Below are 20,906 nucleotides of genomic sequence, written 5' to 3' on the forward strand. Positions count from 1 at the left end.
CTGAATTTGTTCTTCTACTGTACAAAATCAGCGAGCAGGAATCAAGTTTCTGGCACTGATACGTGCTCCAAATAACGACGGTTCACGGTCGCTTTCGACACCTCATAGCCAAAACCACGTAGCGTGGCGGCAATTTCAGCGAACGTCAGTCCGCGCTCGCGCAGTTGGACGATCTCTTCGATCGGGACTTCGATTCGGCTCCGACCGCCTTGATCGTGATGTTGGATGTTGCGGTGCGGGTTGAACCCGTTCGCGACCGCCCGACGCATGCCGCGTGAGATTTTCGCATTATGGATTTTACGCTGGTACTCCTCGACGACACTGACGATTTCAAGCACCATCTTCTCGGCATCCGAGACGACGTATTCATCGGACGATTGCATCGTCAACAAGCGGACGTTATGTTTCATGAGCGTATGCAAGATGGCGATTTTCGCGTTCCCTCGTCCGAGGCGGCTGTCATCGCTCACGAGCACGGCATCGAGATTAGACGTCGAGACGTGCTCCAACAAATCGAGCAACCCCGTCCGATTGACCTCATACCCACTCTCTTGCTCACTGATCACATCGACGATTTCAGCGTCAAGACGTTTCGCCATCCGCGTCAGTTCGTCCGCTTGGCGACCGAGTGACGTCTCTTGCGTGGACTTGTTCGTCGACACGCGACAATAAATGACGACTCGCATCCCGTCACTTCCTTTCTTTCCATTCGCCCTCTACGATACACAGGTTCGGGGGCTGTTCGCAATCAGAAAAGATTATTCGGCGGCGAACCACGTCGTCTTGTCGTCTTCTTTCTCAGCGCGTTCGGCGAGAAGCTGTGCCTCGAGCGACTCGGCCTCCGTCAAGGCGACTTCTTCTTCGACGCTATGCTCGATCACCGGTTCGGTCGCGACGACATCGACGTCGTGGCGCATCTCCCCGACCATATAAAACGCGAACATTCCAAGTGCCAACATGCCGACTAAAATGATTCCATTGATTGTGTCTCTCATAACGATTACCTCCTGGGAATAAGAATACACGTTCTCGAGAACGTCTGTTCGTTTATCTGTTCTCATCATAAAACAAGAACTTCTGTTCGGTCAAGTAGAAAAAAACGAACGAATGTTTGTGCGCTCATGTGTTCTTGTGTTAAACTAAACCCATAAAGAATAGGATGCGTTCGCAGGTTATTCGACATAATCGAGGTGAAATCCATTGAAAAAAATGTCAGCAAGACAACAACAGATTCTTGATTTTATAAAAGCCGAGGTCCGGGCGAAAGGGTATCCACCTTCCGTTCGTGAAATCGGAGAGGCAGTCGGACTCGCATCGAGCTCGACCGTCCACGGCCACTTGGACCGTCTAGAGAAGCGTGGATTGATTCGACGTGACAAGACGAAGCCACGTGCCATCGAAATTTTAGATGAAGAGATGTCAGTCGTGGAAGACCATGATGCCGTCATGTACGTGCCGGTCATCGGGAAAGTCACGGCCGGTACGCCAATCACGGCAATCGAGAACGTGGAAGAGCACTTCCCGCTCCCGGCCCACGTCGTCGGTTCCGACAACGTCTACATGCTCTCGGTATCGGGAGACTCGATGATTAACGCCGGCATCTTGGATGGGGACCGTGTCCTCGTCCGCCAACAGAACACGGCCGACAATGGAGAGATTGTCGTCGCCATGACGGATGAAGGCGAAGCGACAGTGAAGCGGATTTATAAAGAAGCTTCGAAAGTCCGTCTTCAACCGGAGAACGACGAACTCGAAGCGATGTATTTCGATAACGTGTCGATTTTAGGGAAGGTCATCGGTGTATACCGTACGATTCACTAATGGCGAGTGGCAAGACACATACCCGTACGAATCTCGTGGCAATCGGTGCTCTTGCGATTGCCACGCCTTTTATTGACATCGATATTCCGACAGTGTTCCTATTCGGCGCCCTAATCGGGACGTTCTGGCTCTCCCCGGACCTTGACTTAAAGTCGGACGCCTATTATCGATGGGGACCACTCCGAGGCTTTTGGCTCCCTTACGTGAAGATTATGCCCCATCGGTCGTTATTCTCGCATCTGCCGCTCTTGAGTGATTTGATCCGGGTCATCTATCTAGGCTTCCCGCTCACGCTCGTGCTCACGTTCACGCCGTATGAGGAAGCTGCCAGATCGTGGCTCGACCTGAACGGGGCCGCCTGTTTCTTCGGACTCGTCTTCGCGACGACGTTACATACGACGCTCGATTATGCGTCGACGTTCTTCAAACGTGCCTTTTAAGCCAAACATTTATGCTATGCACCTAAAAGGGCAACCCGTCTACTAGACTGGGTTGCCCTTTCTGAACTGTTTATTATATAGAAGCTCAATAACTTTTATGCAACATGACATGATGTTCTGCCACTTCTCGTCCATTGACCAGCAAAACGACACGATGCTCCCCTGAATAATGCCGACGAGTCGTCAAATCTGCCCAACTGTGCATCCTGTTCGCTACAAGTCGCGCACCCCCGGGGACGATTTTGTTCGCTAGCAGAAAAGCTTTACGACTCGCTTTCCCGTTCGCTTTTATGAAATCGATGGCGTATTCGACCCGAATATAGGCGGCATCTCCTGGACGAATCGCCAAATCATACTGAATCTCGCACGCCTCACCTATGCTGAGCACATTCGGATGTATAGTAATCGATGAGTTGACGGTCAAATCCGTTTCTTGCGTATAACCAAACAATGTTAACGCGTCCGGGTGTGCGGATTTAATTAACGTTCGGCACGCGTGTCTGATGACCCAGTCGGTATGGGGATGTTCGCCTTGCCATCGACGCGAGACTTCGAGCACGGCTTCCGGGTGATCTTTCGAGATATCGTTGAGATTGTTGGCGACACTTTTCCTTACATATAATGATGGGTCTTCTTTTAATAACTCTAAAACTGCCAACACTGGAGCCGGATTTTCTCTGAACATCGGTAATGACTCCGCCCACGGAAGACGAGGACGACAGCCTTCACTTGCCAATCTCCGCACATGCTCATTCAGATGCTTGGCCCATGCCATCATGCGATCCATCACTCGCGTCGAATCACGAAGCAGAAAAGCTCTGATTGCGAATTCGGAAGACGATTTCTGCGTGAAGAGTTCAAGTGCTGACATCGAGCGTTCCCAATGTTCTTCCGCCTGTCCATACACTTCTACGAAGTCGGGAAAGAATAAATATGGAAAACCGATACAATCGTCTGCAATGTTAACCAATACGTCCAAAGCGGACTCGTAATCTTCAGGTAAAAACTGGCCGAGCTTTGTCGAGATACGGCGAGTCCGCGCTTTGAGTGCTAACGCTTCCCATGACTCATCAACGATTGATGCGACAAATGCTTGTATATCAAACGATGGGTACACGGATTGAATCCGTCGCCCAAATTCTAATAAAAACCCCTCATCATACACGTCTTTTAATGGCGTTGCCATTGCTTGGCCCCCTCTATCTGCTTCGATTACGCTCATATTTTCAATAACCGCTTTTCATTATATTGATTAATTAGAATGAATGACACAAAAAGAGCTCTGAATGAGCACTTCTTGCGAAGACTCATTCAGAGCTCTGGTTTTTAAAGGGGATATCCCTTATTAGTCGACTTAGTAGAGCGTCATGTACTGATCGCGTTCCCACTCCGTCACTTGCGTGCGGAACATATCCCACTCGATTTCTTTCAACTCGAGGAAGTGCTCACCGATATGCTCGCCAAGCGATTCCATGACGACTTTGTCAGTACGGAGTACTTCGAGCGCGTCGAAGAGCGTAGCCGGAAGATCGTCAATCCCGTTAGCAACACGTTCTGGCTTGTCCATGACGTAGATGTTGCTGTCGATTGGCTTCGGTGCTGTCATATCTTTCTCAATTCCATCGAGACCTGCAGCCAATAGTGTGGCCAAAGCGAGGTACGGGTTTGCTGCCGGGTCGACCGAACGTACTTCGATTCGAGTCGAGAGACCACGGGCCGCTGGTACACGAACGAGTGGTGAACGGTTGCGCGCGCTCCATGCTACGTAGCAAGGTGCTTCATAACCAGGAACGAGACGCTTGTACGAGTTGACAGTCGGGTTACAAACAGCCGTGAATGCACGGGCATGCTCGAGAATCCCTGCCGTGAAGGCGCGAGCCGTGTCAGAGAGTTCCATTTCGCCGTTCGGATCGTAGAAGACGTTCGTGTCACCTTTGAAGAGCGACATGTTGGCGTGCATCCCTGAACCGTTGACACCGAAGAGTGGCTTCGGCATGAACGTCGCGTGAAGACCATATTTCGCTGCAATCGTCTTGACGACGAGTTTGAACGTTTGGATGTTATCAGCCGTCGTGACCGCATCTGCGTATTTGAAGTCGATCTCGTGCTGACCTGGTGCGACTTCGTGGTGTGATGCTTCGATTTCGAAGCCCATGTTTTCGAGCTCGATGACGATCTCTTTACGGCAGTTCTCGCCGAGGTCGACCGGTGCCAAGTCGAAGTAACCGCCTTGGTCGTTAAGTTCGAGTGTCGGTTGGCCGTTCAAGTCTTTCTTGAAGAGGAAGAACTCAGGCTCTGGTCCGACGTTGAATGCTGTGAAACCGAGCTTCTGCATGCGCTCGAGGTTACGCTTCAAATTGCCGCGCGGGTCACCGCTGAACGGTTTTCCGTCCGGAGTATAAATATCACAAATCAAGCGAGCGACTTTACCGCTGCCGTCTGTCCACGGGAAGACAACCCATGTGTCAAGGTCTGGATAGAGGTTCATGTCTGATTCCTCGATGCGTACGAACCCTTCGATTGAAGAGCCATCGAACATCATCTTGTTATCAAGTGCTTTGTCCAATTGGCTGATCGGAACCTCGACGTTTTTGATCGTACCGAGGATATCCGTGAATTGAAGACGAATAAAGCGTACGTCCTCTTCTTGTGCGATGCGTTTGATGTCTTCTTTCGTGAACGTTTTTCTGGCCATGGTGAAATGTCCCCTCTCACATTGTGTAATGGTTAGTGTACTGGCGTCATCGATAAAAACGTGACAGCTCACCTTGAATGAGCGACGTCTTATTGAAACGGCCAGCTTCTTGAAGCTGTGTTTTCAATAATTTGTGTAACTCTTGTTCAGAGATCTTCGGTGCTTCATCGACCGGTGCCTTTGGTGATTCCGCATCTTTGGCGTCCGTGTTGTCGAGCATATGACGAATCGCCGCCAAGTTGAAGCCTTGGTCGATAAAATCCTTGATCGTGAGTAGACGTTCGACATCATTAAAGGAATAGAGCCGTCGTTTCGATTCCGTCCGACTAGGCGAAATTAGACCCTGTTCTTCATAGTACCGAATCTGTCTACCTGTCAGCTGTGTCAAATCTTGAACGATTCCAATCGGAAACAACGGGTTGGAGCGACGAAATTGATCGGCCATCTCTTACCCCTCCTTTTCTGTCTCACACTGTGAGAATAATACATGACAACTTACCTGTCAATAGATGTTAAGAAAGTTAACATGACATTTCGGTTACAACTTCTGTGAGATATTGTCACGGTCAAATGTGACGAGCTCTTTCGTCCGCAATTGGCTCAAGGCGAGCATGAGCGCGACCTTGACGTGGGCGTAAGTCAATCCGCCTTGAACGTAGGCCGTGTAAGGCGCGCGGAGCGGACCGTCGGCCGACAATTCAATCGACGAGCCTTGAATGAACGTCCCGGCCGCCATGATAACGTCATCCTCATACCCCGGCATATAGGCCGGTACCGGTAACGCATGCGCATTGACCGGCGACGCCATCTGGATGCTCTGACAGAACGCAATCATCTTGTCGCGGTCGCGGAACGTCACCGATTGAATCAAATCGGTCCGGGGCGTCGTATAATGCGGATCGGTCTCGAAACCGAGCAATCCGAGCAGGCTCGCCGTCAAGTGCGCCCCTTTCAACGCTTGGGCGACCGTGTGCGGCGCCATATAAAACCCTTGATACATCTCTTGTAACGAATAGAGCGACGGACCGGCCTCGCTGCCGATGCCAGGTGTCGTCATGCGGAACGAGCAGCGTTCGACGAGTTCTTTCGTCCCGGCGATATAGCCACCCGTCTTCGCCAAGCCGCCACCCGGGTTCTTGATGAGCGAGCCGGCCATGAGATCGGCCCCGACGTGGGTCGGTTCGATCGTCTCGACGAACTCGCCGTAACAGTTGTCGACGAAGATGAAGACGTGCGGGTGTGCCGCCTTGATTTTCGCGATCGCCTCACCGATTTCTTGGACCGGAATGCTGCGTCGGTTGGCGTAACCTTTTGAGCGTTGGATGCCGACGAGCTTCGTCTCAGGGCGAATCCGTGCGATGACGGTCTCGACGTCGATCTGGTCGTCTTTCAATTCGACCGTGTCGTAGCCGACTCCGAGCTCTTTGAGCGAGCCACGGCCGTCTCCCCGAATCCCGACGATCTCTTCGAGCGTATCGTACGGCTTGCCGGTGATATAAAGCAGTTCATCCCCTGGCAACAACACACCGAACAAGGCGATCCCGATGGCGTGCGTCCCAGAGATGATTTGCGGACGGCACAGGGCGAGGTCCGCCCCGAACACGTCAGCATAAATCGACTCGAGCGTGTCGCGTCCGATATCGTCATAGCCGTACCCGGTCGTCGGATTGAAATGAAAATCCGACACTTTATGCTTTTTGAACGACTCGAGGACACGGTATTGGTTGAACTCCGCCGTCGCCTCGATTGTTTCAAAATATGGTTTTACCCGTTCTTCCGCCTCGGTCACGAACGGGGCCAATTCATCATAATACGCAATCTTTTCTTGCCACATCATTGTTTCACACCTCAAATTGTTTCAGCGTCGCATATAGACGCGTGTCTTCTCTCATATATCCAACGAGTTCGACCGAACCGTCATCGAGGAACTTCTCCTCGAGACGATACATCGAATCTTTGGCCGGATGGTAATGCTCGAACGAGCGGACCGGCAAGATGACGTGTACTTTCGTCAACACATCCGCAATCTTATCTTCGATCGCGCCGATGAGCGTCTCGATATCGTTCGAGTCGAGCGCCGAGATGACGAGCGGTCCGCCGACGAAGTCTTCGGTCAACCGGTCTTTCTTATTGTATACCTCGAGCTGCGGCAACTCACTCGCGCCGAGTTCCGTTAAGACCGAGTTGGTCGTGTCGATCTGGTTCATGTAGTGCGGGTTTGACGAATCGATGACGTGCAAGACGAGGTCAGCCCCGAGCACTTCCTCGAGCGTCGAGCGGAACGCGGCGACGAGTTTCGTCGGCAAGTCGCGAATAAATCCGACCGTATCCGTGATGAGCACTTTCCCGCCGCGCGGCAATTCGAGCTCACGCGTGAGCGGATCGAGCGTCGCGAACAATTCGTCCTGTTCGTACGTATCGGCGTCCGTCAAGCGGTTGAAAATCGTTGATTTTCCGGCGTTCGTATATCCGACGAGCGCGACTTGGAACACACGGTTCTCTTTCCGACGTTCGCGGTAACGGTCACGGTGCGCGACGGTGCCTTCGAGATTTTTCTTAATCTCATCGATGCGGCGCTTGATGTGCCGGCGGTCCGACTCGAGTTTCGTTTCACCCGGTCCCCGTGTCCCGATTCCGCCACCGAGACGTGACAGTTGCGTGCCTTGTCCGATTAAACGCGGGAGCAGGTAGTTCATTTGGGCGAGTTCGACTTGGAGTTTCCCTTCTTTCGATTGGGCCCGTCCGGCAAAGATGTCTAGAATCAATTGCGTCCGGTCAATCAGTTTCATCTCGTCCGGGTCGTTCAGCGAGATGCGGATGTTCTTCGACTGGGCTGGCGACAGCTCGGCGTTGAAGATAACGATGTCCGGCTCAAACTGTTCGATGAGCACCGCGAGCTCCTCGACCTTCCCTTTCCCGATGAACGTGCGGCGGTCGACTTGTTGCCGTTTCTGGTCGAGACGGGCGACGACCTCACCTCGTGCCGTATCGACCAATTCGACGAGTTCCCCCATCGATTGTTCATATGTCCAATCGTCGACAGTCGGTAATTGACATCCGACGATAATGACTTTCTCTCGTTGCATAAAAATCCCTCATTCCTATAAGTCTCATCCTCCATCTTACCACGAAACGGCGAATGGAGAACGTCCGTTTGTGGTACGATATGAGGAGAAGGAGGAACGTCCATGACGAAACGTAGAAAAGAGTATCCATTGCCTGAATATATCGAGGCGTACTTGTTCCATCTCGGCGCGAGCGGCCGCCAACCGTCGACGCTGAAACGCTATCGATACGATTTGATTGATGTGCACAAATACTTTCATGACCATAACGTCGAGCTCGAGGCCCCAGAGGCGTGGCTCGCCGTCCCGCTCGAATCGTGGAAGACGTTCGTCAACGACTTCCTCATCGAAGAGAAGCAATACCAACAGGCGACGGTCGCCCGAATCGTCACCGTCATCAATAGCTTGACCGTCTTTTTAAATCCGCTCCGCAAAAAGATGCTCGCCTATGCCCAACCGGCCCATACGCTCACCGTCGACCAGATTGCCTTGCCCGCCGAGTTCAGCAAACTCGTCCGGACGATCCGCTCGACAAGCGGGTTGAGTGAGAATCAGCTTCAGGCGCATCCGTATCTCGTCAATCGGAACGAGCTGATCGTCACGTTGTTCTATAAATATGGGCTCCGGGTGCACCATATCATCCGCCTCCGGATGAACGACCTGCATCTCGCGAGCCATGAGTTCGACGTCTATGACCGACTCGGCAACCGATTCACGTTGAAACTCAGTCAAGAGGACCAGACGCTCCTTATGAACTATTTGGCCGACATCCCGACGCCCGTCCGTCCGCGTTGGTACTCGGACGACCCCGTCTTCGTCTCGTTCGACTTCTCCCGGATGACGTTCCGTTGGGTGTATGCGAAGAACCAGCCGAAACAGCTGACGATCGTCATGATCACGAAGATGATGCGCCAGTTGAATGAACGCAGCGGCCTTACCCGTTCGGTCACACCGTCGATGCTCCGGAACGCCCACGTCTTGAAGACGTATGCTACCGACATGACGTCACTCGAGCGGATGAACGTGACGTGTATGCATAAAGAGTCATCGCTCAGGCGTTATGAGCAGGCGTATGCGGAGTTCGGCGCGACGCTTTTCGAGTCAGGCAGAGTCACCCCGTAACGAGTCGTCATCTTTGAAGGTGACGACTTTTTATATAGGACGCCTCGTTTTTCCCATACTTACTGTCAGAAAGGTGGTCGTCTTATGCTCTTTCAGAAAATCCAGTCCGCCCTCATCAGTCTATTCATTATTCCAGTCGTGTTGCCGTTCTTATTCCCCGAAGCGCTCGGGCTGTCATATGGACCTAGTGTGGCCATCTATCTGCTTTATGCGATTCCGATCGTGTTCATCTACGGGACGTTCACGTCGCTACTATCCGAGTATATCAGTCAAAAGACGCCATTCCGTTCGAAACGGATGACGTCTTTGGTGTTTCATCTTATCGCTGGCTGGTTGTTTGTGCTTCCATACGGACTAATGTTCGATCCATCCATCTTCGAGACAGGCGTACTTAATTTCGCATCGTTACTCGGAATATGCAGTGCCCTCGTTTTTTATACGGTCGACCAACTGCTCGGCCATCATTTCAACACGTTGTAGTCAGTGGGCCCACTCGTCTCGCAACAATCCGTACACGACGTGATCGACGTAATGGTCATAGAGCCACTCCGCATTGCGGAGCACCCCTTCTTCGAGGAAGCCGAACCGTTCCGGCAAGGCCCGGCTCTTCATGTTTCCGGTCGCGACCCGAATCTCGATTTTATCAAGTTTCAAGTCACGGAACCCGTAATCGATGACCGTCTCGAGTGCTTGACTCATAATGCCCTTCCCTTGAAACTCTTGGCCGAGCCAATAGCCGACCGTCCCGCACTTGATGCCCCGGTCGATGTCGTTGAAGCCGATTGTCCCGGCGAGCTCGCCCTGATACACAATTGCGAACGATTTCGGATACCCGCCCGTCTCCATCAATCCTTTAATTCGTCCCTCGATATTTTGTCGCGAATCCTCGACCGTCTCGGTATAATCGAGCCAACCGAGCCACTCGCGAAGGTATGGCTTCGACGCCATCGTCAATTGGAACAACGCCTCCGCGTCGTTCACGTTAAACATCCGTAGCGATAAATCCTCATTTACTTTATAGTCGAGCATGTTTCCCCCGTCCTTTCCCTGTTTCCAATATTGATGTAACGATTTATTCCTTTGCATGTGGATACGTGACAGCAATCTTTAACGGATGGATGGTCCGTTCACTCAACTCACTAAACGTGCGAATCAAGTCGTCTCGTTGAATCTCCATGTCAAAAATCTGTTTGACATATTCGGCCTGCTGAACCGATTCGAAATACCACTGAAAGTGTTCCGGATAGTCCCAGCCGTCACTCGACCCCATAACCTGTAACTCTTTTTCATAGAATTCAGGTTGAAGGACGAGCGTCTCTTTATTCCCGTCCGATAACACGCAAATCGATTGTCCCGGTTTCACGGCTTGCTGGAGTAAGGCAAATGCAGCATTGCTCGCTGAACACTCGATGCCGGAGTCATAGCAGTCGAACCCCACTTCGTTCGGCACGTATACGGTCGTTACCCCAAACGCTTTAGCTAGTTCTCTCCGAGCAGGGTCCGGCTCAATCGCATCCACTTTTACCACTCCATAAAAGGCCTTTAAATAGTAAACCGCAAGTAGACCCATCGTGCCCATGCCGGCGACAATGACCGCATCGGTGGGCGAAGGGTTCAATTTTCTAACCCCTTTGGCGGCATCACACGACAAGATGGCTAACAAGGCCGATTTATCATCAATCTCTGCCGGTACGTGGAACGCTTTATGTTCAGAGACGATGCCATATGATTGTTGCCCATAAAATGCGAGTACTCGATCCCCGATATGAAGCGATGTGACTTCGGTTCCTACGTTCATGATGACGCCATAACTTTCATAGCCTACTTTTCGCGGATAGTCAGGCGACGGGTCGGTCAGGTCGGTCGCTTCATATTGGGGGAGTTCGGCACCTATGCTGACAGAAGTCGTGATTGTCTGAATCAACACTTCATCCGGCGCTAAAGCCGGTAGCTGATCTGAATCCCAACGCAGTTGTTTTTTCCCCACTAATTTTAACGATTGTTGAATCATCTGCCCCTCCTACGAATTACAATTTTATCCACACGTTTAGTTTACATAAATAATCATTTTTTGTATAATTATTTTAATATTATGTAGAGAGCGGTGTAAATATGTAATTCGACATCATGTCATCCACCCAAAATTGAATAGTTCTGGAGGAGAGTCATGATGAAGTCGTTTTACCTGCTGCTGGTCAGTCAATGGCTGGCCAATATCGGCGACGTTCTCTATATTGTCGCCTTGATCGCTTTGTTATATCAACAGACCGGTTCCGCTCTGGCCGCCGCCAGTTTCCCGATTGCCGTCACGATCGGCATGACCGTGAGCGGTCTGTTCTTTGCCCGCGTCTTGTCTCGGTTCACCCTCGGTCAGACGTTGCTCGTCACGCAACTGTTGAAGACGGTCTTGCTCGGGGCCGTCATCTGGTCGGAGTCGATTCTCGTCCTCGGACTCGTCGTGCTCATCGCCTTCTTCGACGGATTCGCCCGACCGGTCCAAGCGTCGTTCATCCCGCGGCTGACGACGAATCGTCAACAAGCGAACAGTCTCGTCCAAGGATCGAACCAGTTCATCCAGCTGGCGATGTGGCCGCTCGGCACAATGGTCGTCGCTTCCTTCTCGAGCGCACTCGCTCTTACTATTGCGTTGATATTGTTCATGATTTCGACGATCGTCACGTTTCAATTCGTCCGTTCGCTCGACCGCGACGTGACAGTAGAAGATGGCGAATCAGACATATCGCTTAAGGACAGCCTCGCCTTCGTGTGCACTGCTCCTTTCGCCAGGTTAATCACGGTGTTCGTCACGTTCGAGTCGTTCGTCAGCACGCTCTGGATCTCGGCGCTCTTGCTCGTCTATCTGGAACGCCACCTCCACATCGATACGGGCTGGTGGGGCACGATGAACGCGAGCTTCTTGGTCAGCATGATTCTGGCCAGCGCTTACCTGTATCGTGCAAAGCGCAACAGCCCCCTCGCCGTCAGCTCCATCCTGTCGGTCGGGGCGGCCTTATTGTTCGGGGTGACGTCCCATATCGTGTTCGCGCTCATCGCGCTCGCGGTTCAAGGATACGCCACCCAGCTCCGTATTATTCAAACGAACACGGTGCTCCAAGAAACGACATCACCCTCGCAACTTCCTTACGTATATAGCGTCCAACAGACGGCCTACACTCTCGCCTTCAGCATCGGCAGCCTGACGTTCGGAATGCTCGCGGACGGATTGCCAATCGCCATCGTCTATTTGATTGGCGCAGCGTTGACCGTTCCGCTCGTCTGGCTCGGTCGACAAATCGATTTGACGGAAGATGTGGTTCAATCTGCATAACAAGATGGCGCCTTCTCGGTCAGAGAAGGCGCCTGTTTGCTGATATGAGTGCTTCTTACGATTGCTCGTAATAATGCTTGCCTCCAAAATAGTAACTCGGGCTGCTGCGACGGATACAATTCAATCCGATTGCCGCCTCGACAGTCGGGTCCGACATCGTGATGATTTCGAGGACCGTGTCCAATCCGTATATCCGATAGTGGCAAAATGTAGCGACGTCCGGTTTGATGTACTCCCACAATTGGAAACGTGTTTCTTGGAGTTGCTCGAGATAGCCTGATCTCATGTAACGTATGATTTGATGTCCTTCAAACTGGTCATGAGGCGTGATCACCACCCCATCGGCATACGATTCATCGATGACTTCCAAGTAGATAATGTCTTCAAAGCGGAGCTTCACGTTCAACATCTCGCTTTGCGGAGGAATCCCATTCGCCTCGAGCCGCTCGCGGAACGAGGCGTTCTGGTTCTTGCGATGGTCGAGAAGTTGAAGCTGGAACGTCAGGTGCTTTGGACCAATATCATAATTAAAAGCAAACACCTCCATCATCCCGTCATACAAGAACAAATCTTCAAATCTCATTGGAAACCACCTCTCCATTATGTTCATATTGAAATACTCCAAATCCATATCCTTCTGTCAAATCGCCTCCGATGAACAACGAGACGATTCCGGTTTCGGTTGGGATTAAAAATCGGAACCCTTCCCACTCTTCATAATGTTCCAAGAGTGACTCAAGTTGATGAACAGCTTGCACTGGTTGTCGGGAGACATCACAGCTTACCTTATACGTCTTCGACCACGTCCATTTTCCACTAGATTCAATTGTATGATCGCTTCCGGTCCGCTTCGCCCAAGACTCAAGATGAGATAACAATTTATTTTTGGATAAGACGACTTGGAATGAAGTGACACCGAGTGCGATGAATAAGTCCGCAATGAATGCCGCAGGGGCTTTCACTTTCGGTAAACCGAGCTCTTTCCATTGGCTGTACGGTGAGAGGCCGTAAGCATGTTCCATTTTTAATGAATACGAATCAGGGTCATGAAACGTCCCGCTATGCGCCAATATAAAATCGAGAAACAAAACATCGTGTGTTGCTAGCTCAATGGGAACAACTTTTTCTGTATGTAGCTTCCGATGATACGGGTCATACAAAAACACGAGCTGTTCATTCGAATAGATGCCGAACGGTAACGTCAAATCAATCCATCGAAGCTGAAGTAATTGTGGTTTGGCAAGTTCCATATCTAGCACACCATAGTCAATCACGCGATACGAACCGAGCGGCAAAACGTCTGACCAAATGGACTTGAGCAAGAACAAATCAATCGTCTGGAACGTCTGCGCATGTAGATGCTGAACATCTAAGGCATCGAAATTCACTTGGCATTCCCCTTTCCATGAACGGCGTGCTGAATCAATCACAAGTGATGTCGTATACTGAAAGAAACCTTGGAATGGAGTGATTAATGATGTCCATCCTTTCACACGAAGAAACAACCGAATTATTGAACACTCTTGAAGCGCGCTTTATCACCCATCCGGAACGACATGCCGATACCGCTTGGCCTGACGTATTGAAGCGTCTCCAAGCTGACGAGCGGAAACTCGTCGTGCTTGCCGAGATGGAGCGGACCGGTGGCGAACCTGATGTGATTCAACTTCCAGACGGTGACCTCACTTTTTGCGACTGCTCATCGGAAACCCCGAGCGGACGACGCAGCCTTTGTTACGACGAGCAGGCGCTCGCGGCGCGGAAGAAGAATAAGCCGGACGGGAGCGCCGTCGCGTTGGCTGAAGAGATAGGCATTGAGCTACTCGATGAAGCAACGTATCGTCATCTGCAGACGCTCGGCACGTTTGACTTGAAGACGTCGAGTTGGATTTTAACCCCGGAAGCAATCCGCCAAAAAGGCGGCGCCTTGTTCTGCGACCGCCGCTATGACCACATCTTCGTCTATCATAACGGAGCCGACTCCTATTATGCGGCCCGTGGATTCCGCGGCATGTTCATCCTCTAAGCAAGGCTACGTGCCTTGCTTTTTTATGTAACAAGCCAGTTGAAGACAACGGGAACATATTTGATAAAGAAGAGGCTTACGAAAAAGAGCGAGGGTACTTTTAGAAACCACATATACCAGACATTGTCTTTACGCATCCAGAACAGAATGACGGCATGAAGCAGCGCATGCTGTGTGACGTTCGGTCCGTTTATCATTTGATTTAAGAAAGCTCCCCACCCAAGGAAGGAATCCAGACCAAACGATGCCGTGAAATCCGGTGATGTATCATATTTGATGCGTACATACCACGCCATCGCATACAGAGAGACAAAGAACGAAGCGACAATCGTCATCACTAAAAACGCCAAAAACTCTTTCCATGACTCCGCATCGAGATAAAACACAACGAACAAAGCTCCAATTGCAAAAATAACCTGAATGATAAAAGCTGGAGAAATCGTTAGGACAGAAAACTCTTCTGCCGTCCAAAGGGCTCCCATCACAATACTAGTGTCGTCAATCATATTAAATCCTCACTATTATCTAAATATTAGGCCGTCATCGCCTCGCTATCAATCGTATGATGACAGCTACCTCGTTAATCCATTCATTGTGATTACATGAACAACCAGTTGACCACGACCGGGATGTATTTGATGAAAAAGAGACTTACAAAGAAAATGAAGACGACTTTTACCGGCCACATGTACCAGTCATTGTATTTTCGCGTCAGAAACAGAAAAGCAGCATATGTGATCGCATTCCCAGTGACATCTGGCTCCTCCATACTTTGTGCCAACAATTCTTTCCATCCTGGAAATGGACCGGGCGCAAACGAGGCCGCAAAGTCCGGCGTGATATTGTATTTTACTCGCACATACCAGGCAAATACGTACATCGAAATGAAGAACAGCGACCATATTGTTACAACAGTATTGAGCAATCGGCCTTTCCAGCTCTTGCTTCGGGAACAAATCACGACAACCAAAGCCACAGCACTGAAGATGACGTTGATGATGAACGGCGGTGAAATCGTCAAGATGGAGAATGTTTCCGCGGACAGGGTTACGCCCATCACTAAATGTGAGGCTTGCATCATCGTCGCGTCGCCCTTTCTTTTATATAATAAATTCGGTAGTTGAAATAATATAAACGTTAATCATTTGGTTTACCTTTTCAAATTTTAGAGTCATTCCACCTAAATGTCTACCAAAATTTTCAAACTAAAACAGCATACCTGAATCAGGCATGCTGCAAGTCACTTATTAACGGGTTGAAGCTTTACTTGACCAATGCCTTCCACAATCAGCATCAGTTCTGGACCGGCATCTCGTGACGTGAACGGCACTTGGAACACCAGATTTGTTTTTCCGGCACTGACCGATCGACTATATCCAGATTCAATGTTGTACACGTTCCCATCCGCATCACGTAGCTTCACGTGGTCGATAAAATAGTTCTCATCGTAATCATCCCCGTTGACGGTAAGCTCGATTCGCATCGATGTCAGGTCGACAACCACATTCCCGACTTCAAGCGGGGAGACGGCGTCGTCAGCTTCATAACGGATCGCGGCTTGCATCGTCACCTGTTCAATCGGTAAACGCCAGTCACCGTTGATTGTATCGGTCTCCCCGTCACGGAACAGCCGAACCGTCTCAATCTCAATCGTCGCTCCTTCCAGTGACGGAATGTCTTTGTCGCCCGCCTCGCTCAACACTTCATATACGAGTGATCCGCTCTCATCGACCATCACGTTCACTTGATGGCCACGCATTCCACCGTCCCCCTTCAACGGCAACGTATCCGATACCATCTCGTCGACATACGATCCGTCCGCACTACGAACACGATAGTCGAGACTCAGATCCGTGACGTCTTTCCATGGTATTTCCTCTTTTGTCAGGACGAAACGGAGCGCGAGTTGATGGCGGTCGGCGATGACCCGCTCTAACTTGATGTGAACGTCTTGATCTGTGGTGGTCGCGACCGGTCGCTCTCCTCCGTTCGTCAACACGACTTGGTCGATGCCACGGTCTCCGAACTTAAATAAACGATCGATGGCGGCAAGCGCTGAACCGTCAAACGCCAGTATGAACACGAGCAACGTCGCGGCCGCCATCATGACCACCCCGCCGACACGGCGCCGGCGTCTCCGACGCGCCCGGTTCGCCTGTTCCCTGACGCGGGCATAGCCGGCATCGAACGCCTGGCGCGCCCCGCTCGATAGATTGGTTTCATTATGTAATTGTGTCAATCGCTTGTCGAACTCTTCATTCATACCGATTCACGCTCCTGTCGATAGTACGTCTGCTTCAACTGTTCTCTCGCCCGCGATAACCTTGCTTTGATTGTTCCTTCCGGCGTGCCAAGCACGTCTGCAATCTCACGGGTCGTCAGTTCCATCACATAGCGCAACGTGACGACTTCGCGATACATCGGGGCAAGAGCGTGAATCGCCTCGTCGAGTTCAAGGTGATACGCATCGTTCACCGCCGTTTCTTTGATGATGCCGTTCACGTTTGTCTCTCGCTCTCGCTTGCGGATGAGACGATGACATTCATTCAGCATGATTCGGTACAACCACGTATGCAGAAATTCAGCGTCACGCAACGTGTGCAGTTTCGTATAGGCGAGGAGCACCGTCTCTTGCATCACGTCGGCGACATCTGCTTCATGGCGCAACATGCGTAGTGCGCCGCCATAGAGAGTCGACTCATAGTGTTGCATCAAGGTGATGAACGCCTCTTCATCGCCCTTTTGCGCCCGCTTGACGAGGCGTCTTCGTTGTTCCATCCGGTCGACCCCCTTTTTCTTTGTCATACATTAGAGTCGACAGCCTCGCGTTTCGTTGCATGAAAAAACTGCAGACGAGTCGTCTGCAGTTTCAAGCTTATGCGTGAAGCGTGACGTTCAGTTCTTCCGCGACCGCCTTGAAGGCAGCGAGCGCGCGTTCGAGGTCGTCGCGCGTATGTTCCGCCGTCACGATCGTCCGAATCCGGGCCTTGCCTTTCTCGACCGTCGGGAAAGCGATGCTCTGTGCGAACACGCCGTGGTCTTTCAGCTTATCCGAGAATGTGTGCGCAAGCGTCTCTTCGCCGAGCATGACCGGCGTGATCGGTGTCGTCGCATGGCCAATATCAAAGCCGAGGTCACGAAGACCCGTCTTGAAGAACTCGGTGTTCGCCCATAACTTGTCGAACAGCTCTTCCTCCTCTTTCATGACACGGATCGCCTCACGGTTCGCCGCGACGACCGCTGGCGGGTGTGACGTCGAGAACAAGAACGGACGTCCCTTTTGAATCAAGAAGTCACGGATGTCGTTCGAGCAGGCGACGTAGCCGCCGAGGACACCAATCGCTTTCGATAGCGTCCCGACTTGGATTGCGACCCGTCCGTCGAGCCCGAAGTGGTTGACCGTGCCGCGACCGTTCTTCCCGAGCACGCCCGAGGCGTGGGCGTCGTCGACCATGACCGCCGCATCATACTTCTCGGCGAGCTCGACGATTTCTGGGAGCGGCGCGATATTGCCGTCCATCGAGAAGACGCCGTCCGTGACGATGAGACGTGTGCGGTAGTCTTGCGTCTCTTTCAACGCCGCCTCTAAATCGGCCAGGTCGACGTGCTTGTAAATGCGGCGAGCCGCTTTCGTCAACCGGATGCCATCGATAATCGAGGCATGGTTGAGCGCGTCACTGATGACGACGTCTTCCGGACCGAGCAGTGCCGACAAGACGCCGAGGTTCGTCGCGAAGCCCGACTGGAACACGAGCGCCGCTTCCGTATGCTTGAACTCGGCGAGCTCGCGTTCGAACGCCTCGTGCATCTCGAACGTCCCGGCAATCGTCCGGACCGAGCCTGTGCCGGCGCCGAACTGTTCGACCGCTTCAATCGCCGCTCGTTTCAAGCGCGGATGGTTGGCAAGCCCGAGATAGTTGTTCGAAGACAACTGGACGAGCGATTTGCCGTCGATCGTGACTTCGTTCGCTTGCGCCGACTCGAGCGGCACGAGTGAGCGGAACGTGCCCGCTTGTTTCATTTCATTGACTGCTTCTGTAATATGTTCAAATGCCATATCGATTCCCCCTGTTTATGGTAATAAGACCACTTTACCGCACTTCCCGGCCCGCATGAGCTCGAAACCTTGCTCGAACTCCTCGAGCTTGAACACGTGCGTGATAATCGGTTCAACGTTCAATTGACCTGTCGCGAGTAGCGTCGACACTTGACCCCACGTCTCATACATCTTACGTCCGGTGATGCCTTGTACACGCACCCCTTTGAAGACGACGTCACGCGTCAAGTCGATTGCGACCGGCTTGGCTGGGAGTGACAACACATTGACGTCCCCGCCGGCCGTGACCATCTTGAACGCCTGGTCGATGGCGACCGGATGCCCGCTCATCTCACAGACGACATCGATGCCGTCCCCATCGGTCTGATCCATGATCAGCTCGAGCGGATTTTGTTCGAGGCTATTGATGACGACATCCGCCCCCATCTCCTCGGCGAGCTTCAACCGATATGGATTGACGTCAATCGCATAGACGCGGCTTGCACCGGCCGCCTTGGCGACTCCTACAGCCATGAGGCCAATCGGGCCGCAGCCGACGATAGCGACCGACTTGGCCGACACGTCACTCGCGAGCACCGTGTGAACGGCGTTTCCGAGCGGCTCTTGAATCGAGGCGAGCTTGGCCGGCATCGACTCTGGATTGACCCACAAGTTCTCTTCGGGCATGACGACGTATTCAGCGAAACAGCCTTGCGTGTCGACACCGATGATTTTCGTGTTCTTACAGATGTGATACTGCCCGCGCAAACACTGTTTACATTGGTGACAGACGATATGCGTCTCGGCCGATACGGTCTGTCCGATTTGGATGCGTTTCGTTCCTTCCCCGAGCGCCACGACTTCCCCCGCGAACTCGTGACCGAACACGTATGGCGGTTTGACCCGGCTCTTTGCCCAGTCGTCCCACTCATAAATGTGGACATCGGTCCCGCAAATCGATGTCGCTTTCACTTTGATTAACACTTCCCCGGCTCCTGGTGTCGGGATTGGCACTTCGACCAATTGGGCCCCGAATCCGGCCGTATGTTTTTGAATCGCTTTCATCACAGGTGTCGTTGCTTCCTTCTCTGTCGTAGACACGAGCTGTTCCATTGAAAACGTCCCCCTCTTCATCTCTTAATCGAACTTCACGTTCTCTTTCATCTTGTCATAAAATGACGAACCTGAGAAGATAGAACGTCGATTTTCCAGACAAAAAAGAGAAGCCATCCGCGCCGATGGCTTCTCTTACAAGAATAGGACCTATGTCCCGACCGCAAGCTCATCTTGGTTCGATGATGAGCTTGATTGCCGTTCGTTCTTCTCCGTCAATCATAATATCGGTGAACGCCGGGATGCAAATCAAATCCAGCCCGCTCGGCGCGACGAAACCACGCGCGATCGCGACCGCTTTGATGGATTGATTGAGCGCTCCAGCGCCGATTGCTTGAATCTCACACGTTCCTTTTTCACGAAGTACGCCAGCGAGTGCACCCGCCACGGAGTTAGGATTCGATTTTGCCGAAACTTTGAGTACGTCCATTCTTGTTTCCCCCTCGGGTAGGTTGTTCAATCAAACCATACGGTCTGATCATCTAGGTGTATGCGTTCGATTTTCGTGGCTCGTTTCGATTGGTCATCGATTGTGATTAAAACTCCATTTAGTTGTTCCCGTCCCTCGGCAACTTCAAACCGGACCGGGAGCTGGGTGATGAATTTTCTTAAGACGACCTCGGCATCCATGCCGAGCACCCCGTCGAGCGGACCCGTCATCCCGACGTCGGTGATGTACGCCGTACCGTTTTGTAGGATGCGGTTGTCAGCCGTCTGGACGTGCGTATGGGTGCCGACGACGGCTTGGACGCGTCCGTCAAGATGATACCCCATCGCAATCTTCTCACTTGTCGCCTCGGCGTGCATGTCGACGAAAATCGCATCGACCTCGCCGCGAATCTCTTCGACGAGCGCGTCGACGGTGCGGAACGGACAGTCGAGCGACGGCAGGAACACCGTCCCCATCGCGTTGATGACGGCGAGCTTCTTCCCGCCTTGTTTCAACACCATCATCCCGACACCGGGCGTACCGGCAGGATAGTTGGCCGGGCGGACGATGCGGTCGGCATCATCAATCCAGTCAAAGATGTCACGGTTGTCCCAAGTATGATTCCCCATCGTCACGCCGTGGAATCCAAGCTCGAGAAATTGTTGATAGATTTTTTTTGTGATACCGCGTCCGTTGGCTGCGTTTTCACCGTTGACGAGCATGAACGTCGGGCTATATTTGCTTTTTAAGCGTCCAATTTGGGCGCTCAAGATGTCGCGACCTGGTTTTCCGACCACGTCGCCGATAAATAAGATTTTCATAGTCTTGTC

At 51.9% G+C, this 20,906-nt stretch carries 25 protein-coding genes; 6 read left to right on the forward strand and 19 right to left on the reverse strand.

Going from position 1 to position 20,906, the window contains the following annotated elements; genetic code table 11:
- Window positions 1–41: 41 nt before the first annotated feature.
- Both M467_RS28305 and M467_RS28310 read right to left on the reverse strand, forming a co-directional pair.
- Window positions 42–686: a YneB family resolvase-like protein gene (locus tag M467_RS28305; protein WP_021067587.1), complete on the reverse strand. Its 645-nt coding sequence runs from the start codon at window positions 684–686 to the stop codon at window positions 42–44.
- Window positions 687–758: 72 nt separating this feature from the next.
- The gene (locus M467_RS28310; RefSeq protein WP_021067588.1) at window positions 759–995 is read right to left on the reverse strand and encodes a hypothetical protein; all 237 of its coding nucleotides are present in this window, start codon (window positions 993–995) and stop codon (window positions 759–761) included.
- A 205-nt stretch (window positions 996–1,200) separates the two neighbouring features.
- Here M467_RS28310 and lexA point away from each other — a divergent pair, with 205 nt between their 5' ends.
- Both lexA and M467_RS28320 read left to right on the forward strand, forming a co-directional pair.
- Window positions 1,201–1,821 (forward strand): transcriptional repressor LexA, encoded by a 621-nt coding sequence (lexA, locus tag M467_RS28315; RefSeq protein WP_021067589.1) that lies wholly within the window; start codon window positions 1,201–1,203, stop codon window positions 1,819–1,821.
- Window positions 1,821–2,261 (forward strand): metal-binding protein, encoded by a 441-nt coding sequence (locus M467_RS28320; protein WP_021067590.1) that lies wholly within the window; start codon window positions 1,821–1,823, stop codon window positions 2,259–2,261. Before lexA ends, M467_RS28320 begins: the two co-directional genes overlap by 1 nt.
- 85 nt (window positions 2,262–2,346) lie before the next feature.
- On the opposite strand, the gene M467_RS28325 is transcribed toward M467_RS28320, so the two are convergent.
- The 5 genes from M467_RS28325 to hflX form a co-directional block, all read right to left on the reverse strand.
- The gene (locus M467_RS28325; RefSeq protein ID WP_021067591.1) at window positions 2,347–3,447 is read right to left on the reverse strand and encodes a DNA alkylation repair protein; all 1,101 of its coding nucleotides are present in this window, start codon (window positions 3,445–3,447) and stop codon (window positions 2,347–2,349) included.
- 168 nt (window positions 3,448–3,615) lie between these two features.
- Window positions 3,616–4,956, reverse strand: coding sequence for a type I glutamate--ammonia ligase (gene glnA, locus M467_RS28330; protein ID WP_021067592.1), 1,341 nt, complete (start codon window positions 4,954–4,956; stop codon window positions 3,616–3,618).
- Window positions 4,957–5,002: 46 nt separating this feature from the next.
- Window positions 5,003–5,401: a MerR family transcriptional regulator gene (locus M467_RS28335; RefSeq protein ID WP_021067593.1), complete on the reverse strand. Its 399-nt coding sequence runs from the start codon at window positions 5,399–5,401 to the stop codon at window positions 5,003–5,005.
- 93 nt (window positions 5,402–5,494) lie between these two features.
- Window positions 5,495–6,790, reverse strand: a complete 1,296-nt coding sequence (locus M467_RS28340) for a methionine gamma-lyase family protein (RefSeq protein ID WP_034797348.1) — start codon at window positions 6,788–6,790, stop codon at window positions 5,495–5,497.
- A gap of 7 nt (window positions 6,791–6,797) precedes the next feature.
- Window positions 6,798–8,042: a GTPase HflX gene (gene hflX / locus M467_RS28345; RefSeq protein ID WP_021067595.1), complete on the reverse strand. Its 1,245-nt coding sequence runs from the start codon at window positions 8,040–8,042 to the stop codon at window positions 6,798–6,800.
- Between the two features lie 102 nt (window positions 8,043–8,144).
- Here hflX and M467_RS28350 point away from each other — a divergent pair, with 102 nt between their 5' ends.
- Together M467_RS28350 and M467_RS28355 are read left to right on the forward strand one after the other, a co-directional pair.
- Entirely contained in the window at window positions 8,145–9,143 is a 999-nt protein-coding gene (locus M467_RS28350; protein ID WP_021067596.1) for a site-specific integrase, read from the forward strand.
- Window positions 9,144–9,227: 84 nt separating this feature from the next.
- The gene (locus M467_RS28355; protein WP_021067597.1) at window positions 9,228–9,623 is read left to right on the forward strand and encodes a hypothetical protein; all 396 of its coding nucleotides are present in this window, start codon (window positions 9,228–9,230) and stop codon (window positions 9,621–9,623) included.
- On the opposite strand, the gene M467_RS28360 is transcribed toward M467_RS28355, so the two are convergent.
- Window positions 9,624–10,172 carry a GNAT family N-acetyltransferase gene (locus M467_RS28360; RefSeq protein WP_021067598.1) on the reverse strand — a complete coding sequence of 183 codons (549 nt, stop codon included), beginning with the start codon at window positions 10,170–10,172 and terminating at the stop codon, window positions 9,624–9,626.
- 43 nt (window positions 10,173–10,215) lie between these two features.
- Window positions 10,216–11,154 (reverse strand): alcohol dehydrogenase catalytic domain-containing protein, encoded by a 939-nt coding sequence (locus tag M467_RS28365; protein ID WP_021067599.1) that lies wholly within the window; start codon window positions 11,152–11,154, stop codon window positions 10,216–10,218.
- Between the two features lie 156 nt (window positions 11,155–11,310).
- On the opposite strand from M467_RS28365, the gene M467_RS28370 reads away from it, so the two are divergent.
- On the forward strand, window positions 11,311–12,471 hold the full coding sequence (locus M467_RS28370) for an MFS transporter (RefSeq protein WP_021067600.1): 1,161 nt from the start codon (window positions 11,311–11,313) through the stop codon (window positions 12,469–12,471).
- Between the two features lie 55 nt (window positions 12,472–12,526).
- Here M467_RS28370 and M467_RS28375 read toward each other — a convergent pair whose 3' ends face one another.
- Window positions 12,527–13,054, reverse strand: a complete 528-nt coding sequence (locus M467_RS28375; protein WP_021067601.1) for a hypothetical protein — start codon at window positions 13,052–13,054, stop codon at window positions 12,527–12,529.
- The gene (locus tag M467_RS28380; protein WP_021067602.1) at window positions 13,044–13,859 is read right to left on the reverse strand and encodes a hypothetical protein; all 816 of its coding nucleotides are present in this window, start codon (window positions 13,857–13,859) and stop codon (window positions 13,044–13,046) included. Before M467_RS28380 ends, M467_RS28375 begins: the two co-directional genes overlap by 11 nt.
- Before the next feature lie 89 nt (window positions 13,860–13,948).
- Here M467_RS28380 and M467_RS28385 point away from each other — a divergent pair, with 89 nt between their 5' ends.
- Window positions 13,949–14,497 carry a DUF4256 domain-containing protein gene (locus M467_RS28385; RefSeq protein WP_021067603.1) on the forward strand — a complete coding sequence of 183 codons (549 nt, stop codon included), beginning with the start codon at window positions 13,949–13,951 and terminating at the stop codon, window positions 14,495–14,497.
- A 23-nt stretch (window positions 14,498–14,520) separates the two neighbouring features.
- Here the strand turns inward: M467_RS28385 and M467_RS28390 are convergent, their stop codons facing one another.
- The 8 genes from M467_RS28390 to M467_RS28425 form a co-directional block, all read right to left on the reverse strand.
- Complete coding sequence (locus M467_RS28390) at window positions 14,521–15,003, reverse strand: hypothetical protein (RefSeq protein ID WP_021067604.1); 483 nt, start codon at window positions 15,001–15,003, stop codon at window positions 14,521–14,523.
- 92 nt (window positions 15,004–15,095) lie between these two features.
- The gene (locus tag M467_RS28395) at window positions 15,096–15,578 is read right to left on the reverse strand and encodes a hypothetical protein (RefSeq protein ID WP_021067605.1); all 483 of its coding nucleotides are present in this window, start codon (window positions 15,576–15,578) and stop codon (window positions 15,096–15,098) included.
- 159 nt (window positions 15,579–15,737) lie between these two features.
- The gene (locus tag M467_RS28400) at window positions 15,738–16,760 is read right to left on the reverse strand and encodes a DUF4179 domain-containing protein (protein WP_021067606.1); all 1,023 of its coding nucleotides are present in this window, start codon (window positions 16,758–16,760) and stop codon (window positions 15,738–15,740) included.
- On the reverse strand, window positions 16,757–17,275 hold the full coding sequence (locus M467_RS28405) for an RNA polymerase sigma factor (protein WP_021067607.1): 519 nt from the start codon (window positions 17,273–17,275) through the stop codon (window positions 16,757–16,759). Before M467_RS28405 ends, M467_RS28400 begins: the two co-directional genes overlap by 4 nt.
- Window positions 17,276–17,372: 97 nt before the next feature.
- Window positions 17,373–18,554 carry a glycine C-acetyltransferase gene (locus M467_RS28410; RefSeq protein ID WP_021067608.1) on the reverse strand — a complete coding sequence of 394 codons (1,182 nt, stop codon included), beginning with the start codon at window positions 18,552–18,554 and terminating at the stop codon, window positions 17,373–17,375.
- A gap of 15 nt (window positions 18,555–18,569) precedes the next feature.
- Window positions 18,570–19,646: an L-threonine 3-dehydrogenase gene (tdh, locus tag M467_RS28415; protein ID WP_021067609.1), complete on the reverse strand. Its 1,077-nt coding sequence runs from the start codon at window positions 19,644–19,646 to the stop codon at window positions 18,570–18,572.
- A gap of 169 nt (window positions 19,647–19,815) precedes the next feature.
- Window positions 19,816–20,076: a stage V sporulation protein S gene (locus M467_RS28420; protein WP_012726477.1), complete on the reverse strand. Its 261-nt coding sequence runs from the start codon at window positions 20,074–20,076 to the stop codon at window positions 19,816–19,818.
- 26 nt (window positions 20,077–20,102) lie between these two features.
- Window positions 20,103–20,897: a TIGR00282 family metallophosphoesterase gene (locus M467_RS28425; RefSeq protein ID WP_021067610.1), complete on the reverse strand. Its 795-nt coding sequence runs from the start codon at window positions 20,895–20,897 to the stop codon at window positions 20,103–20,105.
- Window positions 20,898–20,906: the final 9 nt, after the last annotated feature.

This window comes from Exiguobacterium chiriqhucha RW-2 (assembly GCF_000416965.1).
Classification (GTDB): Bacteria; Bacillota; Bacilli; order Exiguobacteriales; family Exiguobacteriaceae; genus Exiguobacterium; species Exiguobacterium chiriqhucha.

Bases quoted from the DNA above. Each gene is read 5' to 3' on its own strand.
- M467_RS28305 (WP_021067587.1), bottom strand. From the start codon at position 686: ATGCGAGTCGTCATTTATTGTCGCGTGTCGACGAACAAGTCCACGCAA.
- M467_RS28310 (WP_021067588.1), bottom strand. From the start codon at position 995: ATGAGAGACACAATCAATGGAATCATTTTAGTCGGCATGTTGGCACTT.
- M467_RS28320 (WP_021067590.1), top strand. From the start codon at position 1,821: ATGGCGAGTGGCAAGACACATACCCGTACGAATCTCGTGGCAATCGGT.
- M467_RS28325 (WP_021067591.1), bottom strand. From the start codon at position 3,447: ATGGCAACGCCATTAAAAGACGTGTATGATGAGGGGTTTTTATTAGAA.
- glnA (WP_021067592.1), bottom strand. From the start codon at position 4,956: ATGGCCAGAAAAACGTTCACGAAAGAAGACATCAAACGCATCGCACAA.
- M467_RS28335 (WP_021067593.1), bottom strand. From the start codon at position 5,401: ATGGCCGATCAATTTCGTCGCTCCAACCCGTTGTTTCCGATTGGAATC.
- M467_RS28340 (WP_034797348.1), bottom strand. From the start codon at position 6,790: ATGTGGCAAGAAAAGATTGCGTATTATGATGAATTGGCCCCGTTCGTG.
- hflX (WP_021067595.1), bottom strand. From the start codon at position 8,042: ATGCAACGAGAGAAAGTCATTATCGTCGGATGTCAATTACCGACTGTC.
- M467_RS28350 (WP_021067596.1), top strand. From the start codon at position 8,145: ATGACGAAACGTAGAAAAGAGTATCCATTGCCTGAATATATCGAGGCG.
- M467_RS28355 (WP_021067597.1), top strand. From the start codon at position 9,228: ATGCTCTTTCAGAAAATCCAGTCCGCCCTCATCAGTCTATTCATTATT.
- M467_RS28360 (WP_021067598.1), bottom strand. From the start codon at position 10,172: ATGCTCGACTATAAAGTAAATGAGGATTTATCGCTACGGATGTTTAAC.
- M467_RS28365 (WP_021067599.1), bottom strand. From the start codon at position 11,154: ATGATTCAACAATCGTTAAAATTAGTGGGGAAAAAACAACTGCGTTGG.
- M467_RS28370 (WP_021067600.1), top strand. From the start codon at position 11,311: ATGATGAAGTCGTTTTACCTGCTGCTGGTCAGTCAATGGCTGGCCAAT.
- M467_RS28375 (WP_021067601.1), bottom strand. From the start codon at position 13,054: ATGAGATTTGAAGATTTGTTCTTGTATGACGGGATGATGGAGGTGTTT.
- M467_RS28385 (WP_021067603.1), top strand. From the start codon at position 13,949: ATGTCCATCCTTTCACACGAAGAAACAACCGAATTATTGAACACTCTT.
- M467_RS28390 (WP_021067604.1), bottom strand. From the start codon at position 15,003: ATGATTGACGACACTAGTATTGTGATGGGAGCCCTTTGGACGGCAGAA.
- M467_RS28395 (WP_021067605.1), bottom strand. From the start codon at position 15,578: ATGATGCAAGCCTCACATTTAGTGATGGGCGTAACCCTGTCCGCGGAA.
- M467_RS28400 (WP_021067606.1), bottom strand. From the start codon at position 16,760: ATGAATGAAGAGTTCGACAAGCGATTGACACAATTACATAATGAAACC.
- M467_RS28405 (WP_021067607.1), bottom strand. From the start codon at position 17,275: ATGGAACAACGAAGACGCCTCGTCAAGCGGGCGCAAAAGGGCGATGAA.
- M467_RS28410 (WP_021067608.1), bottom strand. From the start codon at position 18,554: ATGGCATTTGAACATATTACAGAAGCAGTCAATGAAATGAAACAAGCG.
- tdh (WP_021067609.1), bottom strand. From the start codon at position 19,646: ATGGAACAGCTCGTGTCTACGACAGAGAAGGAAGCAACGACACCTGTG.
- M467_RS28420 (WP_012726477.1), bottom strand. From the start codon at position 20,076: ATGGACGTACTCAAAGTTTCGGCAAAATCGAATCCTAACTCCGTGGCG.
- M467_RS28425 (WP_021067610.1), bottom strand. From the start codon at position 20,897: ATGAAAATCTTATTTATCGGCGACGTGGTCGGAAAACCAGGTCGCGAC.